At 34.9% G+C, this 19586-nt stretch carries 18 protein-coding genes; 3 read left to right on the top strand and 15 right to left on the bottom strand.

Annotated features, from left to right (window positions below; genetic code table 11):
* Positions 1-13 precede the first annotated feature (13 nt).
* The 15 genes from BW946_RS09560 to BW946_RS09490 all read right to left on the bottom strand — a co-directional run bounded on the left by BW946_RS09560 (position 14) and on the right by BW946_RS09490 (position 14596).
* Positions 14-835: a glycosyltransferase family 2 protein gene (locus tag BW946_RS09560; protein ID WP_076595961.1), complete on the bottom strand. Its 822-nt coding sequence runs from the start codon at positions 833-835 to the stop codon at positions 14-16.
* Positions 836-939: 104 nt separating this feature from the next.
* Positions 940-2067: a glycosyltransferase WbsX family protein gene (locus BW946_RS09555; protein WP_228402516.1), complete on the bottom strand. Its 1128-nt coding sequence runs from the start codon at positions 2065-2067 to the stop codon at positions 940-942.
* Positions 2064-3179: a glycosyltransferase WbsX family protein gene (locus BW946_RS09550; protein ID WP_076595960.1), complete on the bottom strand. Its 1116-nt coding sequence runs from the start codon at positions 3177-3179 to the stop codon at positions 2064-2066. The genes BW946_RS09555 and BW946_RS09550 overlap by 4 nt, the downstream gene beginning before the upstream one ends.
* A 220-nt stretch (positions 3180-3399) precedes the next feature.
* Positions 3400-3489: a glycoside hydrolase family 99-like domain-containing protein gene (locus BW946_RS21660; protein WP_076595959.1), complete on the bottom strand. Its 90-nt coding sequence runs from the start codon at positions 3487-3489 to the stop codon at positions 3400-3402.
* A gap of 15 nt (positions 3490-3504) precedes the next feature.
* On the bottom strand, positions 3505-5004 hold the full coding sequence (locus BW946_RS09540) for a glycosyltransferase family protein (RefSeq protein WP_076595958.1): 1500 nt from the start codon (positions 5002-5004) through the stop codon (positions 3505-3507).
* Positions 5005-5007: 3 nt separating this feature from the next.
* Positions 5008-6108 (bottom strand): DegT/DnrJ/EryC1/StrS family aminotransferase, encoded by a 1101-nt coding sequence (locus BW946_RS09535; RefSeq protein ID WP_076595957.1) that lies wholly within the window; start codon positions 6106-6108, stop codon positions 5008-5010.
* Positions 6109-6111: 3 nt separating this feature from the next.
* Complete coding sequence (locus BW946_RS09530) at positions 6112-7044, bottom strand: GNAT family N-acetyltransferase (RefSeq protein ID WP_076595956.1); 933 nt, start codon at positions 7042-7044, stop codon at positions 6112-6114.
* Positions 7034-7522: an acyltransferase gene (locus BW946_RS09525; protein ID WP_076595955.1), complete on the bottom strand. Its 489-nt coding sequence runs from the start codon at positions 7520-7522 to the stop codon at positions 7034-7036. The genes BW946_RS09530 and BW946_RS09525 overlap by 11 nt, the downstream gene beginning before the upstream one ends.
* Positions 7509-8438 (bottom strand): DegT/DnrJ/EryC1/StrS family aminotransferase, encoded by a 930-nt coding sequence (locus tag BW946_RS09520; protein ID WP_076595954.1) that lies wholly within the window; start codon positions 8436-8438, stop codon positions 7509-7511. Before BW946_RS09520 ends, BW946_RS09525 begins: the two co-directional genes overlap by 14 nt.
* Complete coding sequence (locus BW946_RS09515) at positions 8425-8835, bottom strand: sugar 3,4-ketoisomerase (protein ID WP_076595953.1); 411 nt, start codon at positions 8833-8835, stop codon at positions 8425-8427. Before BW946_RS09515 ends, BW946_RS09520 begins: the two co-directional genes overlap by 14 nt.
* A gap of 42 nt (positions 8836-8877) precedes the next feature.
* Positions 8878-10137, bottom strand: coding sequence for an ABC transporter ATP-binding protein (locus BW946_RS09510; protein ID WP_076595952.1), 1260 nt, complete (start codon positions 10135-10137; stop codon positions 8878-8880).
* Between the two features lie 43 nt (positions 10138-10180).
* Positions 10181-11029, bottom strand: coding sequence for an ABC transporter permease (locus BW946_RS09505; RefSeq protein ID WP_076595951.1), 849 nt, complete (start codon positions 11027-11029; stop codon positions 10181-10183).
* A gap of 174 nt (positions 11030-11203) precedes the next feature.
* Entirely contained in the window at positions 11204-12067 is an 864-nt protein-coding gene (gene rfbA / locus BW946_RS09500) for a glucose-1-phosphate thymidylyltransferase RfbA (protein ID WP_076595950.1), read from the bottom strand.
* Positions 12068-12198: 131 nt separating this feature from the next.
* Positions 12199-13278 (bottom strand): dTDP-glucose 4,6-dehydratase, encoded by a 1080-nt coding sequence (gene rfbB / locus BW946_RS09495; RefSeq protein ID WP_076595949.1) that lies wholly within the window; start codon positions 13276-13278, stop codon positions 12199-12201.
* A gap of 4 nt (positions 13279-13282) precedes the next feature.
* Positions 13283-14596 carry a UDP-glucose dehydrogenase family protein gene (locus tag BW946_RS09490; protein WP_076595948.1) on the bottom strand — a complete coding sequence of 438 codons (1314 nt, stop codon included), beginning with the start codon at positions 14594-14596 and terminating at the stop codon, positions 13283-13285.
* Between the two features lie 214 nt (positions 14597-14810).
* Between BW946_RS09490 and rimP the strand changes: the two genes are divergently transcribed.
* The 3 genes from rimP (at position 14811) to infB (ending at position 19576) form a co-directional block, all read left to right on the top strand.
* Positions 14811-15278, top strand: a complete 468-nt coding sequence (gene rimP, locus BW946_RS09485; protein ID WP_076595947.1) for a ribosome assembly cofactor RimP — start codon at positions 14811-14813, stop codon at positions 15276-15278.
* Between the two features lie 16 nt (positions 15279-15294).
* Entirely contained in the window at positions 15295-16530 is a 1236-nt protein-coding gene (gene nusA, locus BW946_RS09480; RefSeq protein ID WP_034691439.1) for a transcription termination factor NusA, read from the top strand.
* Positions 16531-16606: 76 nt separating this feature from the next.
* Complete coding sequence (gene infB, locus BW946_RS09475; protein ID WP_076595946.1) at positions 16607-19576, top strand: translation initiation factor IF-2; 2970 nt, start codon at positions 16607-16609, stop codon at positions 19574-19576.
* Positions 19577-19586: the final 10 nt, after the last annotated feature.

The raw sequence follows: 19586 nt of genomic DNA, 5'->3' as shown, positions 1-19586 counted from the left end.
TTAGATATGGGGCTTATCTAAATAAATTTATTAAAAAGTTATACATTCTATATAGTTTACTATTGTATATATTTTCCAGTTTTTTTTCGTAAAAGGTTTTTCTTTTTAAGAGTGAAATGTAGCTTGGGTAAAATTCATGAAAAAGAGCTTTGTGCTTTTCATAAATCATATTATAGATAATTTCTTTTTTGTCATCATTCTTAAAAATATCATTGTTTCTTGAACTACCAGCATGAGATCTATAATTGAAAACCGGATAATCTATTTTGGTAACAGGGAGGTTGCGGTGAGAAGAAATAAGGTGTATCCAGAATTCCCAGTCTTCAAGCCCATGTGTAAGTTCTTCATCATATATTATACCCTGATCGAAATATTTTTTTGGAAACATTGAAGTACAAAATAATTTATTTTGCAGTAATAATTCTTTAATATTGAATTTTTCATCTACTGTTGTTTTATTATTGATATGACCAAACATCATCGTATCTGAAAAAACAATCATTGTTTCTTTATTTTTAGTAAAAACCTCCAGCATTTTCTCTAATGCTAAAGGGTTTAGTGTATCATCTGCATCAAGAGGCAAAATATAGTCTCCTGTAGCTTGCTTTATTCCATTGTTTCGTGCACAGGACACTCCTTTGTTATTCTGATAAATATAGCGTATATTATGATTTATCAGTTTTTGAGCTACCTCTGATGAATTATCTGTGGAACCATCATCTATAATAATACATTCCCAATTTGTATAGGATTGAGCCATAATAGACTGAATACATTCTTCTAAATATAAAGCATGATTAAAGCAGGGAACTATAATTGAAACTTTACTTGTCATTTTTTAATAAGGTTTTTACTACAAAGTTTTTTCTAGTGTATTTCGGGTTGAATACTTAGGAATTTAAATAAGTTCAACAATGCAAACGATTTAAGAATAAGTACTTAGCCGTTCTTATTGTATTTATCCAATATTTTTTTTAATGTATTCAAATATCCAAAGCCATACTTTCTATCTGGCTCCAGAATATTACCTTCTGCCCATTCATTCCATGATTTGATAATCAATAACTTTTCGGGATAATCATTTTTATCCTCAAGATAATCAATTGCTTTTTCAATCTGCTTCTCAAATAATTCCGGTGATGTATCAGTAAGGACAACTCCTCTATAGCCACTTCTGGGAGTGTTGTCCCAATTAGGTAGAACACATGGGTAAGTAGCAACATTACTTTCTACAAACTGTAGATCATTAACAACAGCTTTAGCGTCCTGAGTCAGGACTTTCGGTTTAATTTTTTTCTTAAATCCGAGTAGTTCTGTTATTCTATTTTTATAATACTGGTAATGGGAAATATATTCTCCTTTCTTAATATAAGGTACCCATGCTTTCTGAAATGCATTTGATATTTTCCCGTCATACCCCATTGATTTTAAATCAATATCATCACGAAGTTTATTGGAAGCCATGACATATAAGTCATCAAATCCGTTCTTTTTTGCCAGTTCCCTGAATTTCGAAATATAGTAAGGATCTCCTTCATTTAAATGTTCCGGATGGTAGACTATGAAAAGCGGCTTATTGTCTACCTTGATATATCTTTCGTCTTTAAAGAATGGGAGCAGGTAGTTGAAATGGTCTATTAAATCCTGCTCATTCGGATAGACTTGCTCTGCAAGAATCTTTTCTGCAAGACCATGCCATATACCGGACCAGGTTTCGTTTGCCCAGCAGAAACAGAAGGGGAAATCTGGTTTTTTAGATGTAAGAACATCATTTGCTATTCTTTCCAGTAGTTGTTTTCTGTTGCCAAACCAATAATGATAATAGATAAATCCATGAACTCCGTAATCTTTTGCTATCTGAGCCTGCTGTTCTCTGACTTGCGGAACACGAAGGTCATAATATCCCAGATCAGCAGGATATATAGGTTGGTCATGTCCTTCAAAAAGAGGCTTTGCTTTTGCTACATTGGTCCATTCTGTAAAACCTTTACCCCACCATTCGTCATTTTCGGGAACAGGATGGTATTGAGGAAGGTAGAATGCAAGGGGTTTTATTTTCTTCATCATTGATTCAAGAATAATTTTTTAACGACTTCAAGATATTTTCTTCCAAATTTTTGGTCAGGCTCCAGATGGTTACCTTCTGCCCATTCATTCCATGCATTAATAAAAATGAAGTTTTCTTCTTCAGAATATGGGGTGAAATCTAACTTAAGATTTGAAAGCCAGTTTTCAAAATGTTCCGGTGTCGAATCTTTGAGTATCAGGGTTGGGTTGTTACCTCTTCTGGAAGTGTTGTCCCATCCGGGTACAATAGATGGAAAGATTTTGCAATGAAAATCCTTCTGAGGAGTTAAATTTTCTCCCATCCATTGGTAAGGAACGCAATTGTATGTATTCTTAATTACATTTTTACTCAGGCGTCTTTTAATTTTATTTATAATTCCTTTTTTATGTATCCTTCTTTTTCTGTCATGAACTTCTTCCAAAACACTTTTTCTACGTATTCCGAAAGGTTCAAAATCAACTATAGCATCAAAGCCATTTACTAACTGATCCCATTCTTTCTCATAGGAAAACCCCATATGGCATAGGTACAGTTCCACCCCGGCTGCTTTGGCTTTTTTCCGCCAGCATTTAATGGTTTCCTGTACATTAGGAAGAATATTGGGTTTATAAATGACAATAATGGGTTTATTATTTACTTTAATATATCTTGGATCCGTAATAATAGGAAGCAAAAAATCAATGTGATCTTCGTCATCCTTAACGGAGTATTTTTGTTCAATGAGTATTTCATGATCGCTGCCGTCCCAGCGTCTGGTCCAGTTTTCATTGGCCCAGCACAGCATAAAAGGTAGATCTTCTTTTGGATTTTTTAATTTCCTGTCAATAGGTTCATGCATTAATCTCTTCCCATTAAACCAGTAGTGATAATAACAGAACCCATAAATTCCATATTCTTTGGCCAGAAGTTCCTGTGCCATTCTTGCTTCTTCCAGCCTCAAATCATAAAATCCTAAGTCAGAAGGAAGATGTGGCTGATAATGATCGTCAAATAATGGTTTTGCCTTTGTTACGTTCGTCCATTCTGTAAAACCTTTCCCCCACCATTCGTCATTTTCTGGGAAAGGATGGTATTGAGGGAGATGAATGGCAATAGGTCTTATTTTTTTCATGTGTAGATATTTATTTTTTCTGATGGTAAATTTAGTTACATCTTTTAATTTGCTTTCAACCAGTATGCTTTGATTTTGTAAACCTATTAATGGTGATATAAAACTTTACTCATCTAATTTTTATATATGGGCATCATTCCTATGAGAATAAATATGCCCTAACTATGTTTTGCTAAGTAAACAATCGTCTGACAGTGATTTTCAGATAAAGGTTTTGCTTTTACTCTGTAAAACCTTTTTCCCACCATTCATCATTTTCCGGGAACGGATGAAACTGTGGTAAATGTATGGCGATTGGTCTTAATTTCATATTTATGTGCTTAAATTATCTATTAAATAAATATTTGATCGTTTGTTTCCAAGGTAAAATTTCTACCCATGAAGGATTATCAAAAGATAATACTATAACTTTTAATTTTGAAAAAAATCCTAAACTTTTAGTATAAGAATAATGATTGGTTGTTTTTGTTTCAATAACAGACACTAATTCCTCATCTCTTCCATCTCTATATTTTTCTTTGCTAGGAATAGGCCTAACTATATGATTTTTATCTTTAGAAAAACTTTTAATCTCTTCTAGCTTCATACTCCAGCCTTGTGAGGAATATTTTTCACGTAAATATTTTACTTGTAAATTATTGATGAGGTTTCTATAATTTTCATCTGTGATCATCTTTTCTACTTCACGCTCCCAGCTTTTCAGATCTTTCGGATAAAATATCCCTTTTTCTTTATTATCTTCAAAAACTTTATAGACACTTGCGGGATTGTAGTGCATTATAAAAGGAACTCCAGCCATTGCCGGTTCCAGAAGTGATGTGAAAGATGGTATAGGAAACCCTTCCAGATATAAGTCTGCATTTTCAATGTATTGGTTAATATCTCTTGTAGGATGAATGAAAATTAATCGTTCATGAGAATAAATCTTCCTGTTGGGATTATTTAGTTCAATACCTATGATAGTAAAGACGACATGTTCAAATTTTTTTACAATTTTTAACGCTTCCTGATAGAAATTATATTCCTGATTGGGTTCATACTTTGATTCTCTGCCAATCGAAATAATATTGAATGTATTTTTTTCTGTCTTTTTTAATGAATATGACTCATCTACAGGTATTGGCAAGAAGAACTGATCTTGTACAGGAATATTTCTGTTTTTAGAATCTTTTAAAATATTTGATTCTCTTATCTGAAGCAGAAAATCTGTAACAGGTACACCCAGCCAATAAGTATGCTCAGCATGATTAAGAAAAAATACAGGACTTTTTAATTTATTGGAAGAAAAAATCATTGACGGAATTACATCATGTGGGTGAATATGCAGGATAATTCTACTAAAATTATTTTCCTTTAAAGTATCTACTATTTTTTGAGATTTTTCAATAATGCTCAGCTTCTGATCATAAGTAAAAACATTATTATCTATTTTATATTGATAGGATCCGGCTATTTCAGAAATCTCCTGAAAATTTTGCCAGGTGCTCATTAGATAATGTTTACTTTTTTTATCATTTTCTATCCAGCTGAAGATAAGCTTTGAATGTCCTCCAATGCTGCTTATTTCAGAAAAAATGTGTAATGTTTTATCTTCTGTGGTATCTTGAATACTTACGTTCTCAAAATCTAAACTTTCAAGAGCAATGTTTCTGATAATTGATTCAAAACAATTAGAGGTGTAATATCCCGGAAAATTATACCATGCTGAATATGATATTTTCTCTATATACATCAAACAGTCATTAAACTTCTTTTCGTCAAAAAGAAGTTTAGCGATTTTTAATGTTTTAAGGAAAAATTTCTTATTCTCTAATAGTCTTGACATGGACTAAAACTTATTTATAATCTCAATAATTTTATTTATTTCTTCATCCTCCATAACAGGAGAAATTGGAAGACTCAATACTTCAGCATGAATCTTTTCACTGATTGGAAATGAAAGATTATTCCAATCTTTGTAAGCTTCTTGTTTATGAGGAGGAATAGGATAGTGGATTAAAGTCTGCACCCCATTTTCTGTAAGATATGTCTGTAACTCATCTCTTTTTTCAGAGCGGATAACAAATACATGCCAAACATGTTCATTTTCATCAGCAGGATATTCAGGAAGAATAATTGCCGGGTTTTTTATTTCGTCTATAAAACGCTTTGAAATCTTTCGTCTGATTTTATTTTCGTTATCGATATATTTTAGTTTAATATCCAAAACCGCAGCCTGAATTTCATCAAGCCTTGAATTTAAACCTTTATATATATTGACATATTTTTGATTAGAGCCATAATTGGCTAATGCTCTAATTACTTTCATTAAATCATCATCATTTGTGGTGACAGCGCCTGCATCCCCTAAAGCTCCTAGGTTTTTGCCCGGATAAAAGCTAAAACCCGCAGCATCCCCAAGATTTCCGGATTTTATTCCATTCCATTCTGCTCCAATTGCCTGGGCATTGTCCTCTATAATTTTCAGATTGTGCTTTCTTGCAATTTCTTTAAGTGAATCAGAAAAAACAACTCTTCCCTGAAGATGTACAATAAGAATACCTTTGGTTTTGGAAGTTATCTTTTCTTCAATTTTAGAGATGTTAATATTATAAGTGTTAATTTCTGGTTCTACTAAAACAGGAACTAAACCATTGTCTGAAATAGCTAGAATAGAAGCAATATAAGTATTGGAAGGAACGATGATTTCATCCCCGATATTCATTACTCCTAATTCTATATAGGCTCTTAAAATGAGTCTTAAAGCATCCAAACCATTGGCGACACCAATAGAGTTCTTGGTCCCGATATAATCCGAAAGATTTTTTTCAAAGCTTGAAAGCTGGCTACCCATGAGATACCATCCGGAGCGGAAAACTTCTAAAAGTTTGGCTTCTATCTCGTTTTGATATTGTAAGTTTACCTTTTGTAAATCAAGAAATTTAATCATAGTTTAAAGTTTAATTGAATAAAAATCTAAGATAATTCCTCTTGCTCCCATATTTTCTTTCTGCTGAATTAACCCTTCATTTAAGTATGTACCTTGTTTCTCTGTGGAAATTCCAAAACTGTAATATTTTCTGTCTTTGAATGTATCCAAGAGAAAATGATTGATGAAATCTAATGCTCCTGCTTTTCTTCCTTCTGGAGATGCTGCCATATATTGAGTATGAATGACATTTCCGAAATCAAAAATAACAATACCAGCTAAGATGTTGCCATCTTTTTGAGCTTCATACAGTCTTATATTTTCTGGAAATTTTTCTTTTAATAATGTAATTTCTTCTATTGTATGTACTGGTTTTGCATCAAACTTCTGAAGAACAGAAGTAAGTAAGCCCCAGTATTCTTCAAAGTTTGTATTTTCTGTAACAGTTACATTATTTTCTTTACACTTTCTTACCAATTGCCTTTTGGTCTCTGAAAATCGGATAGGCTGTGAAAGATCGATAACTGATGAAATATCTCTTCTGTACAGATTGGCATCATTACGGAAAAGTGCATATAAATCTTCTTCTGCAGGATACTTATGAAAAATATGGGGAATCGCTTTGTATATTATTTCATCGAAAGAAAGCTCAGAATAGTATTGCTTTATTTCACTAAAAATCTCCAGAACTTCACTTGTTTTTACAGTATGAGATATAATTAAAGCCCCAAAAGTTAATCCGCCATGAGAAATAATCTGCTTTTCAGATTCATTAGCAGGAAATAATGCTGTAATTTTATTATTTTTAAGAATTATAAGAGAATGGTCTTTGAATCGATCAGAGTGATATTCCATAAAATCTCTCTCAAAAAAGAAAAGCCCGTTTTTTGATGTTGAGATAAAAGAATTCCAAATTTCTTTATACGAATTATTATATTTGATTATTTCAAATTTCATCAGGTGATAGTAATGTTTTTATAAGTTTTGCAGGGTTTCCTCCAATCATCGAATAATCCGGAAAACTTTTGTTGACAAAACTGTTTGCTGCTACTACACAGAATTTTCCTAAGTGTACGCCCGGCATAATAATCGCATTGGCACCAATCCAGCTGTGATCACCAATTTGTACTTCTCCTGAGATAAGAGGAAATATTTTTTGCATTTCTTCACTTGCATTAGGACCGGAATCTGTCATAATGTTTACATTTTGCGCTATAGAAACATGTTTACCTATTGTAAGTTTTCTGCTAAATCCGTTAAGGATGCTGAACATACCTACATAAGATGATTGCCCGATTTCCAGCTGGTTCTTTTCGGATCCATAAATACTGCATAGCTTTGCAATTTTAACATTATCTGCAATTTTCACGTTGTTTATTGATGTAGTAGGATCAATAACAACATTTTCACCTAATGAAATATTACTTATTTTCATACACAAAATATTCTATAAGGTTAACAATATAATCCATTTCAAAAGTTCCCAGGTTTTGATGAACTGGTATGAAGAATACATCTTTACCGTAAAATATACTACACTCTATTCCATTCTGCTGAAGGAATATTTTTAATTCAGATAGATCACAGCCGTTATTTTCAAACATACAAACAGAAGGAGTTTCATGCTCATTATAATCAAAGAATGATTTGAAACCTATTTTTTCTAATTTTGAAATTAAATATTGATTATTTGCTCTTCTTTGTATAATAATATTTTCAATATCTTTTAGATAATATAGGCATATCTTCTGCAAATAATTCTGATATGGTTTTTGAGTTTCTAATTTATAGTTATTATTAATCCTTAATATTCCACCAAATTGTACTGGAAAAAATTTCGGAACACTATAAATAGTAAAGTCTCCATATTGACCTATTTGATGTTGCGAGTTGTTGGACAGCATACTCATGGCACAGTCTTCAATAATAGGAATATTATAACTTTTTATTCTTTCCATATCAGGGTAAACCTTTCCAAACTCGTGAATAACAAAAATTAATTTCGTTTTATTTGTCTTTTCTCTGGACCACTGACAAAATTTTTCAATTTCTTTAGTAACACAGCTGCTTATGTAAGAATTGGAAGTTGTAGTGATGATGAGAACTTCATCATCACTTTCAAGATTATAGAGACTTAATGCTTGGTTTATTGCTTCCTTGCCGCTCAAAAAGTATTCATGCGTTTCTCCAAAAAATGAATGAAATTTTTTTAATAATTCTTCATCAGAAGGGTATTCGTCCTTTATAATTGAATCATTCTTTCCTAAATCAGATGTTCTGAATGGACTAATGAAAAAAGACGGTTGTCTGAAATTTTCAGGATTTATGATTTGCCCTTTATAAAAGATCATTTCTTAATTTTTTGAAATCCTCATAATTTCTAAAATAATCTTCCTCGTCATAAAGCTCAGATGCTAGACATAACAATACAGCATTGTGACTGAATTTTATATCTCTCCAGATTAGTTTAGGAATGAATAAGCCTTGATTGGGACTATTCAAGACGAAGACCTTTTTATCCCCGTTTTTATTCTCTGTATTAAACGTAATTGTTCCCGCTACGGCAACAATTAATTGTTGAAGATTTTTATGGGCGTGTCCTCCTCGGCTTACATCTTGTGGAGTGTAATAGGTCCAGTATACTCTTTTAATGTCAAAGGGTACATCTTTTTGAGCTTCGGAAATAGTAATATATCCAAGTTCAGGCGAACCTATTTTATTCAGATTTATTATTTGAGGGTCTGTCATAAAGCTATTTTTGAAAAAAAATTAAATAAATATTAAAGACAACTATGGTGTTTGTAATTTGTATTCAAAAAATGGTCTGATGATTCCCGGATAGATGTGCATCATTGTTCCCACTTTCACGTTTTCTATCTCAAAACCGATAAATTCATCAATTCCATAGAGCAGAATTTTTTGATCTTTTCCAAAATAGAGTCTGAAATAATAGTTTCCGGCATTCAAAAGTCCGGCAGGGATATCAAATTCTACAGTATATTCTCCAATTTTTGAATCATTGTTCTCAGAAACAAATTTTCCAACATGGAAAATCACCAGTTCTTCATAATTTTTTAACTCAAATGTTGTGTCAAGTGTAATATCCGGGCAGTAATTATGGAAAACAAGTTTTACATGTACCCCGGAATCAATATCCAGTAAATCTCCTTTAATAGGAGATACTGAAAATTCTTTTATTCTGATATTTTCATTTCCCAGAGCCTCATCAAGATTCCCATTATAGATATAGGAACTTTCTTTTGTGCTGCTTTTTTGATATTCTATAATGGTATTAAGAATATCTCCTTGGTAATCAATTTTTCCCTGGTTTAAAAGAATTCCTTTTGAACATAACTCTTTTATGGCAGTCATATTGTGGCTTACAAAAAGAACAGTTCGGCCTTCACCTCTGGTCACATCATTCATCTTACCCAAACATTTTTTCTGAAACTCGGCATCGCCTACGGCCAAAACTTCATCTACGATAAGGATCTCAGACTCTAAATGCGCTGCTACAGCAAAAGCAAGACGGACGTACATTCCGGAAGAATATCTTTTTACAGGAGTATCAATATATCTTTCAACACCGGAAAAGTCTACAATTTCATCAAATTTCCTGGTAATTTCTTTTCTTGTCATTCCCAGAATAGCTCCATTCAGAAAGACATTTTCCCGTCCCGTCATTTCAGGATGGAAACCTGTTCCTACTTCCAGCAATGATGCAATTCTTCCATGGGTATAAATTTTACCTGTAGTAGGTTTTGTAACTTTACTTAAAACCTTTAACAGTGTAGATTTTCCTGCACCGTTTCTTCCGATAATTCCAACAGCATCTCCCTGTGCGATTTCAAAATCGATATCCCGAAGAGACCATACGTATTCTGAATCTCCTTTTGTCGTTCTGTCATTGGCTTCTCCAATTTTCAGATAAGGATCTTCTTTTCCTCTTACTTTATGCCAGAACCTGTTAAGGTCATGGGAAAGAGTACCTGTCCCGACTTGTCCCAGACGGTATTGTTTTGATATATTTTCTGCTTTTAAAGCCAGCATATTTAAATGATTTAAAATTAATACGAAAGTTTCTCAATAGATGCTACACAGTATCCATAAAGCTTTTTTCAACCTTATTGAATACGACGATTCCTGTCATTAAAAGAATGAGAATAATCACCGTACTGATTCCAAGCATGGCGGGAGAAAAGTCTCCAGCACCTATCCAAGCATATTTAAAACATTCAAAAATACCGGTTAAAGGATTATAATAAGCCAGTTTTTTAAAGAATCCTGGTAGTGAAGAAACAGGATAGATTACGGGAGTTGCATACATATATAAGCTTACTCCAAAACCCAGTAACATAGCAAGATCTTTATACTTTGTAGTCAGTGACGAAAAGATCATCCCAACTCCTAAGGCAAAAAGTGCCATTAAGAATATAAGGAACGGAGTCGCAAGAATCCAGATGTTAGGATGAACCTTTCCTTCATTCAGGTAATATGCCCACACAAGAATAAATAAGACAAACTGTACTCCAAACCGCATCAGGTTTGAAATAACGATAGATAACGGACTAACCAGTCTTGGGAAATATACTTTTCCAAAGATTCCGGCATTTCCGGTGAAAGTAGAGGAGGTGGCCATTAATGAGGAAGAAAAGTAATTCCAAAGGGTAACACCAGCCAGATAAAAAAGCAGTGGCGGAGCTCCGTCTGTAGGCAATTTGGCAATTCTTCCAAAAATAACCAGATAAACGATAGTCGTTAAAATGGGATTAATAAAAAACCATATCGGGCCTAAAATAGTCTGTTTAAAGCTGGATACAAAATCTCTTTTTACAAACATATAAACAAGGTCTTTGTATCTCCAGACTTCTTTTAGCTTCAAGTCAAATAGCGAATGATCTGCATCAATCGTTTCTGTCCACTTCTGTTGTGGTTCATTCATCTGTGTAAGTTTTTGCAAATTTATAATAATTAATTCTTACCTTATGTATTAGTTTATGAATTTTCATTGTCAATAAAACTAAAAATCAACAACTAATATATTGATATTTGTTGGTATGAGCAAAAACTATTGACCATAAAGCCAATAGTCTATGAATTTTATAAATTATATGTGTTATTTTCCGATAAGTTGTTTCAGGTATTCACCGTATCCGCTTTTGCCATATTTAGTAGCAGTTTCAAGCAGCTTCTCTTCATCAATGAATTTGTTTCTGAAGGCAATTTCTTCAATACAGCCAATTTTAAATCCTTGTCTTTTTTCAATAACACTCACAAATTCTGAAGCGTCATGAAGAGAATCAAAAGTTCCTGTATCCAGCCATGCGGTTCCTCTGTTAAGAACAGCTACTTCAAGTTTTCCATTGTTTAAATAAACATTGTTGATATCTGTGATTTCCAGCTCGCCTCTTGCAGAAGGCTTGATGTTTTTAGCGATTTCCACTACGCTGTTATCATAAAAATAAAGACCAGGGACAGCATAGTTTGACTTAGGATTTAAAGGCTTTTCTTCAATAGAAACAGCTTTCAGATTTTTGTCAAATTCCACTACACCATATCTTTCCGGATCCGCTACGTGATAAGCGAAAACAACTCCTCCTTCCGGATTGGTTTTGTTTTTCAATAAAGTTCCCATTTCTGAACCGTAGAAAATATTATCTCCCAATACCAGTGCAGCGGCATCATTCCCAATAAACTGTTCGCCCAGAATAAAAGCTTGTGCTAAACCGTCCGGGCTAGGCTGTACAACATATTCTATATTACAGCCAATTTGTGAGCCATCACCCAAAAGCTTGATGAAGCCTTCCTGGTCATGTGGAGTAGTGATGATGAGAATATCCTTGATTCCTGCTAAAAGTAGTGTGGAAAGCGGATAGTAAATCATGGGTTTGTCGTAAACAGGCATCAGCTGCTTGCTTACTGCAATGGTAAGAGGGTAAAGTCTTGTTCCGGAACCTCCGGCTAGTATTATTCCTTTCATGTTTTGGTACGTATTACGCGTATTTCTTTTGTGTTGTAAATGCATTTATTTAGCTATTTCTGGTTGATGATAAAAACTGAAATGTAATTAATTATCCCAGATTCTATAATTCTTCCTTAATAGCAGGAAATTTAGCTGTATTGCTTGCTGTAGTAATCCTGATAGTTGCCTGAAGTTACATTCTCAAGCCACTCTTTATTTTCAAGATACCAGTCGATAGTTTTTGCCAGCCCTTCTTCAAAAGTTACTGAAGGTTTCCAGCCTAAATCTTTATTCAGTTTTGTTGCATCAATGGCGTAGCGTTTATCGTGGCCCGGTCTGTCTTTTACAAAAGAGATCAGTTTTTCAGAATAGCCTTCGGGTCTTTCCAGTTTGGCATCCATTTGTTTGATCAGTTCTTTTACAAGGTCAATATTCTGCCATTCGTTGAAACCTCCTATATTATAAGTTTCTCCGGTTTTTGCTTCCTTAAAGATCTGATGAATCGCTTTGGCATGGTCAATGACGAATAACCAGTCTCTGGTGTATTTTCCGTCGCCATAAATGGGAAGCGGTTTTTCATTGATAATATTAGAAATACAAAGAGGAATCAGCTTTTCAGGGAAATGATTCGGACCGTAGTTGTTGGAACAGTTTGATACGATGAAAGGCATTCCATAGGTATTTCCGTAAGCTCTCACCAAATGATCGGAAGCAGCCTTTGAAGCAGAATATGGAGATTGAGGGTCATAAGACGTTGTTTCTAAAAAGAACCCGGTTTCGCCTAAGCTTCCATATACTTCGTCAGTAGAAATGTGATAGAAAAGATTCTTTCTTTTTTCATCCGGGAATCTGCCGTGAGTATGATCAGGATTTAATGTCCAGAATTCTTTACAAAGGTTCAGAAGATTAGCAGTTCCGTTTACATTCGTATTGATAAATGCCATTGGATCTGTAATACTTCTGTCTACGTGGCTTTCTGCTGCCAAATGTACAACAGCATCCGGGTTATATTTTTCGAAAACTTTTCTAAGTTCTTCCGGTTTTGTGATATCTGCTTTTTCGAAAACATAATTAGGCTCATTTTCGATGTCCTTTAAGTTTTCCAGATTTCCGGCGTAGGTAAGAGCATCAAGATTGATGATTGTAGTATCCGGATTGTTTTTTACAAACTCTCTTACAACATGAGAACCGATAAATCCGGCACCTCCTGTGATGATAATGTTTTTCATTGATTTATTTTGTGATGGTCTTTCTTCCTATACTTTTATAATGAAATCCGTTTTGTTCAGGGATTTCCAGCGGGTACATATTTCTGCCGTCAAAAATGACTTTGTTTTTCATTTTTTTAGCCATCAGTTCAAAATTAGGGTTTTTGAATTCCGGCCATTCTGTAGCAATAAATAGTGCGTCTGCGTTTTCCAGTGCGTCATACATCCCTTTGGCATACTGTATTTTATTGCCTAAGAGTTTCTGTACATTATTTTCTGCAACCGCATCATATGCTATGATTTCAGCTCCTTTCTCCAGCAGAAGAGCAATATTATCTAAAGAGGAAGCTTCTCTGATGTCATCTGTGTTTGCTTTAAAGGCAAGCCCCCACATGGCAATTTTCTTTCCTTCAATGCTTCCGCCAAAATATTTTTCAATTTCAGAAACTAAAATAACTTTCTGGGTGGTATTCACATTTTCAGTAGCTTCCAGAATCTTGAAATTAAAATCTTCCTGTTTTCCGGATTTTATAAGCGCTTTTACATCTTTAGGAAAGCAGCTTCCTCCATATCCGATTCCTGGGAATAAGAATCTGTGCCCGATTCTGTCGTCACTACCCATTCCCAGTCTTACCTTATCCACGTCTGCACCTACCTTTTCACAATAGTTGGCAATTTCATTCATAAAGGTAATTTTTACCGCTAAAAATGAATTTGCTGCATATTTGGTAAGTTCTGAAGACTTCTCATCCATGAAGATAATTGGAATTCCTGTATTGGTAAAAGGCTGGTATATTTTAGACATAATGTTTTTAGCTCTTTCTGAACTTGCGCCAACCACCACTCTTGAGGGATTCATTGAATCTTCAACAGCAAAGCCCTCTCTTAAGAATTCAGGGTTTGAAACTACATCAAAAGCGATATCTGTTTTGGAAGCAATTGCTTCTCTCACTCTGTCCGCAGTTCCTACGGGAACTGTACTTTTATTGACAATGACTTTGTATTCAGTCATCAGTTCACCAATATTATTAGCTACCTGAAGTACATAAGACAGATCCGCAGATCCATCTTCTCCCGGAGGAGTAGGTAATGCCAGGTATATAACTTCGCTTTTGTCCAGCGCTTCTTTAAGATTGGTAGTGAAAAATAATCTTTCAGACTGGATGTTTCTTAAAAACATTTCTTCAAGGTTCGGCTCATAGATGGGAACAATGCCGCTTTTCATACCTTCTACTTTTTTTTCATCAATATCAACACAGTATACTGAATTGCCAAGTTCTGCCAGAGTAGTTCCTGTAACTAATCCTACATAACCTGTTCCTACAATCGTTATATTCAAAATGTTTGTTTTAAAATTCTAAACACAAAAGTAATAAAAATCCTGTGACATATTCTTTTAATTTATTGTAAATGAATCTTGCGCTATTTACTTGATACTTAAGATAATTTTGCATTTTTAGAAAAAAAGCTTATATTTGCAATGGATTTACGGAAAAAATGGGAAGGCTTCGGAAGAAAGCCTTTTTTCGTACTGTAAATCAAGATAAATAAATATGGAGTTTAGAAAAAGAATTGAAGAATTATTAAATGAATTCCTTGAGACCAGAAAAGATCTGTTTCTTATCGATCTTAAAATTTCTGCAGGGGATGATATTACAGTGATTTTGGATGGTGATAACGGAGTTTCTTTGCAGGATTGTCTTGATGCAAGCCGTGCCATTGAATTTAATATGGATCGTGAAGAGCATGACTTCAGCCTTCAGGTGATGTCTGCAGGACTGAGCGAGCCATTATCCACACCAAGACAGTTCAATAAAAACATTGGAAGAGAGATTGAGGTGATGCTGGAGGATTCTTCCAAAATTGAAGGAGAATTGTCAAAAGTAGACGATGAGAAGATCACACTTGTTTTACGTTACCGTAAGCCAAAAGATATCGGAAAAGGAAAAGTAGATGTGGAGGAGGAGAAAGAGATTTCTTATCCTGAGATCAAAAAAGCATTAGTAGTAATTAAATTTTAAAAAGAAAAAAGAATAGATGGATAATATAGCGTTGATTGAATCCTTTGGTGATTTTAAAGACGAAAAAGGGATCAGTAAGATTGATCTTATGGCAATTATTGAAGATTCACTGAAGACTCTTTTAAGAAAGAGATTTGATTCAGATGATCATTTTGATGTGATTGTAAACCCGGATAAAGGAGATTTTCAGATATTTTTAAATAAAACAATTGTAGAGGACGAAATGTCTGAAGATGATGATTTGGAAATTGAAATTTCTGAAGCTAAGAAGATTGATCCTACCTTCGAAGTAGGAGAAGACTTTACAATGGAAATTCCTGTTGCACAATTGGGAAGAAGAAATATTCTTACCCTTAAGCAGATTCTGGCTACAAAACTTCAGGAGCACAATAATGCAATGCTGTACGAACAGTTTAGAGATAAAATTGGTGAAATCGTTGTTGGTGAAATCCATCATATCCGTCATAAGCACGTGATTCTGCTGGATGATGAAGGAAATGAATTTATTTTACCAAAAGAAAACCAGATCCCATCCGATTTCTTTAAAAAGGGTGAGAATATCAGAGCTATTGTTGAGACAGTAGATTTTAAAGGTTCTAAACCACAGATTATTATTTCCAGAACTGCACCTAAGTTCCTTGAGAAGTTATTAGAGCTGGAAATTCCTGAAATCCAGGACGGAACAATTATCCTGAAAAAGGTAGTGAGAATTCCTGGTGAAAAGGCAAAGATTGCAGTAGATGCTTATGATGACAGAATTGATCCGGTAGGAGCTTGTGTTGGAGTTAAAGGATCCAGAATTCATGGCGTTGTAAGAGAGTTGAGAAATGAAAACATCGATGTTATTCAGTGGTCTAAAAACCCTGAGATTTTGGTGAAGAGAGCATTAGGAAATGTGACCGTCAATAAAATTGACATCAACGAGGATCAAAACTATGCATTGGTTTACACCCCTGTTGAAGAGATTTCTAAAGTGATTGGAAAGCAAGGACAGAATATCAGACTGGCTTCTTGGTTGTCAGGATATGAAATTGATGTATACAGAGAATCCAGCGAGGATGACGATGTTGAATTGAGAGAATTTAACGATGATATCGAGCAGTGGATTTTGGATGAGTTTAAGAAAGTAGGACTTACAACTGCAAAATCAGTATTGGATAAAGAAACTGAAAGTCTTTTAAATATGGTTGACCTTGAAGAAGAAACAATCGAAGAGGTTAAACGTATTCTGAGAGAAGAATTTGAAGATTAAGATTGTAAATAAATCTTAATAAACAGTAAAAAAGAAATACTTTAATTTTAAAAATTAAAAACAGTAAATAATATAAATGCCAAAAATTAGATTAAATAAAGCGGTTAAGGAATTCAACATTTCGATGTCCAGATTAGTAGAGTTTTTACAGTCAAGGGGGTTCGAGGTTGAAAGCAATCCTAACGCTCAATTGGAAGAAGCGGCATATTCTGCATTGGAGGCTGAGTTTGCTAAAGACGGCGAACAAAGAAAGGCTTCCCATGAGGTGGTGATCACTAAAGTTCCGGAAGAAAAGCTGGAAATTGAAGAAAAGAAAACCCCTGAAGTGATAAGAGCTAAAGCAAATAAACCAGAAACCAGAATTTTAGGTAAAATAGACTTAGAGCCTAAGAAGCCTGAAGTTGAAGAAGCTCCTGCGGCTCCTGTGGCTCCTGTTGCAACACCGGTTGAAGAAAAGAAAGAAGAAATCGTGAAAGAAGAACAGCAACCGGAAGTTAAAACAGTACCAGAAAAGCAGGAATTTAAAGTTTTGGATAAAATTGATTTGTCTCAAATAGAATCTAGAAACAGACCTGTGAAAAAAGGCAAACCAAAAATGGAGGAGAAAAAAGAAGAAGTTAAACCTGTGGAACCAGTAAAAGAAACTCCAAAACCAGTTATTGTAGAAGAGAAAAAAGTGGAAACTCCGAAAGCTGAGGCTGAGCCTGAATCTCAGGAACCACAGAAAATTGAGACAGTGTATCAGAAACTTGACGGTCCTAAGATCGTTGGTGAAAAGATAGACTTAACTCAGTTTGCGCCAAAGCCGGGTGCAGGAGCAAAAAAGAAAAGAAAGAGAATTGAAAAACCAGGTGGCCAGAATAACCAACAAGGTCAGGGGAATAATCAAAACTCAGGAAATAATAACAACCAGGGTGGTCAGGGCCAGGGAAACCGTCAGAATAATAACGGTGGACAAGGTGGAAACCGCCAAGGTCAGGGAGTACAAGGAAATCGTCCTCCAGGTCAGGGTGGCCAGGGTGGAAACCGTTTTGGAAATAACCAAGGGGGTGGAAACCGTCAGGGGCAAGGTGGTGGCTTCAAAAAAGTAGGCCAGAACAACAGACCCGGACAAAGAGTTATGCCAGTTGAATTAACTGACGAACAAGTTAAAAACCAGATCAAAGAAACATTAGAAAAACTTACTAACAAAGGAGGTAAGTCTAAATCTGCAAAACACAGAAAAGACAAGAGAACTTTCCGTAGAGAGCAGGATGAGCGTCAGCAGGAGCTTGAAGCACAAGACAGAACGCTGAAAGTAACAGAATTCATCACAGTAGGTGAATTGGCAAGTTTGATGAATGTTTCTCCAACGGAAGTAATCTCTGCTTGTTTCTCATTAGGGGTAATGGTTACCATGAACCAGAGACTTGAAGCGGATACCTTATTATTAGTAGCAGATGAATTCGGTTATAAAATCGAATTCTCAGATGCTGATCTTGAAGATACAGATGCTGAAGATGAAGTGGATACTGAAGAAAGCTTATTACAGAGAGCTCCGGTAGTTACTGTAATGGGACACGTTGACCACGGTAAAACTTCATTATTGGATTACATCAGAAAAACCAACGTAATCGCTGGTGAATCAGGAGGAATTACTCAGCACATCGGTGCTTATAACGTGAAACTGGAAAACGGTCAGAGAATTACCTTCTTAGATACACCAGGTCACGAAGCCTTTACAGCGATGAGAGCAAGAGGTGCTCAGATCACGGATATTGCAATTATCGTAATTGCTGCCGATGATGATGTGATGCCACAAACGAAAGAAGCAATTGCTCACGCTCAGGCCGCGCAGGTACCAATGATTATTGCAATCAATAAAGTGGATAAGCCCAATGCCAACCCTGATAACATCCGTCAGCAGCTTTCAGGTTTAAACCCTCCTGTTTTGGTAGAAGAGTGGGGTGGAAATGTACAGGCACAAGAAATCTCAGCCAAATTCGGTAATAACGTAGATGTATTGTTGGAGAAAGTTTTACTACAGGCTGAAATGCTTGAATTAAAAGCAAATCCTGAACGTGCAGCAAACGGAGTTGTTATTGAAGCATCTTTAGATAAAGGTAGAGGTTATGTAGCAACAATGCTGGTACAGACCGGAACTTTAAGAGTTGGAGATTATGTGGTAGCAGGTAAAAATCATGGTAAAGTAAAAGCTTTGCTTGATGAAAGAGGTAAAAATCTTAATGAAGCCGGTCCATCAATTCCTGCTACAATCCTAGGTTTGGATGGGGCACCTACTGCAGGTGATAAATTCCGGGTATATGCTGATGAAAGTGAAGGTAAAGCTATTGCCAATAAGAGAGAACAGCTGCAGAGAGAATTGTCAATCAGAACTAAGAAGCATACGACACTTGAAGAATTAGGTAGACGTATTGCTTTAGGAGAATTCAAAGAATTGAATATTATCCTTAAAGGTGACGTGGATGGTTCTGTAGAAGCTCTTTCTGATCAGTTACAAAGATTATCAACAGAAGAGATCAGTGTTAAAATTCTTCACTCAGGGGTTGGGCAGATCACAGAATCTGATATTAACTTAGCTGCTGCATCAGATGCAATTATCATCGGATTCAACGTAAGAGCGGGTGCTAATGCGAAAGAGCTTGCAGATCGTGAAGAAATTGAGATCAGAACCTATTCTGTAATCTATAAGGCAATTGATGAGGTAAAAGAAGCGATGGAAGGAATGCTTTCTCCGGAGATTCAGGAGCAGGTGATTGGTAATGTTGAAATCCGTGAGGTATTCAAGATTTCTAAAGTGGGAACAATTGCAGGTTGTATGGTTCTTACCGGAAAAGTGACAAGACAATCCAAAGTACGTTTATTAAGAGACGGTATTGTTAAATTCGACGGTGAGCTTGAAAGTTTAAAACGTTTCAAAGATGATGTGAAAGAAGTCACTAAGGGTTATGAATGTGGTTTAAACCTTAAAGGTTACAATGACATTGAAATCGGAGATATTCTTGAAGTTTACGAAGAAGTAGCAGTCAAGAAGAAATTGAAATAATAATTTAAGA

Origin of the sequence: Chryseobacterium sp. RU33C, from assembly GCF_900156015.1 — a bacterium.
Classification (GTDB): domain Bacteria; phylum Bacteroidota; class Bacteroidia; order Flavobacteriales; family Weeksellaceae; genus Chryseobacterium; species Chryseobacterium candidae.
Note: the sequence above shows the minus strand (reverse complement) of the source record. Positions and strands in the feature narration are given on the sequence as shown.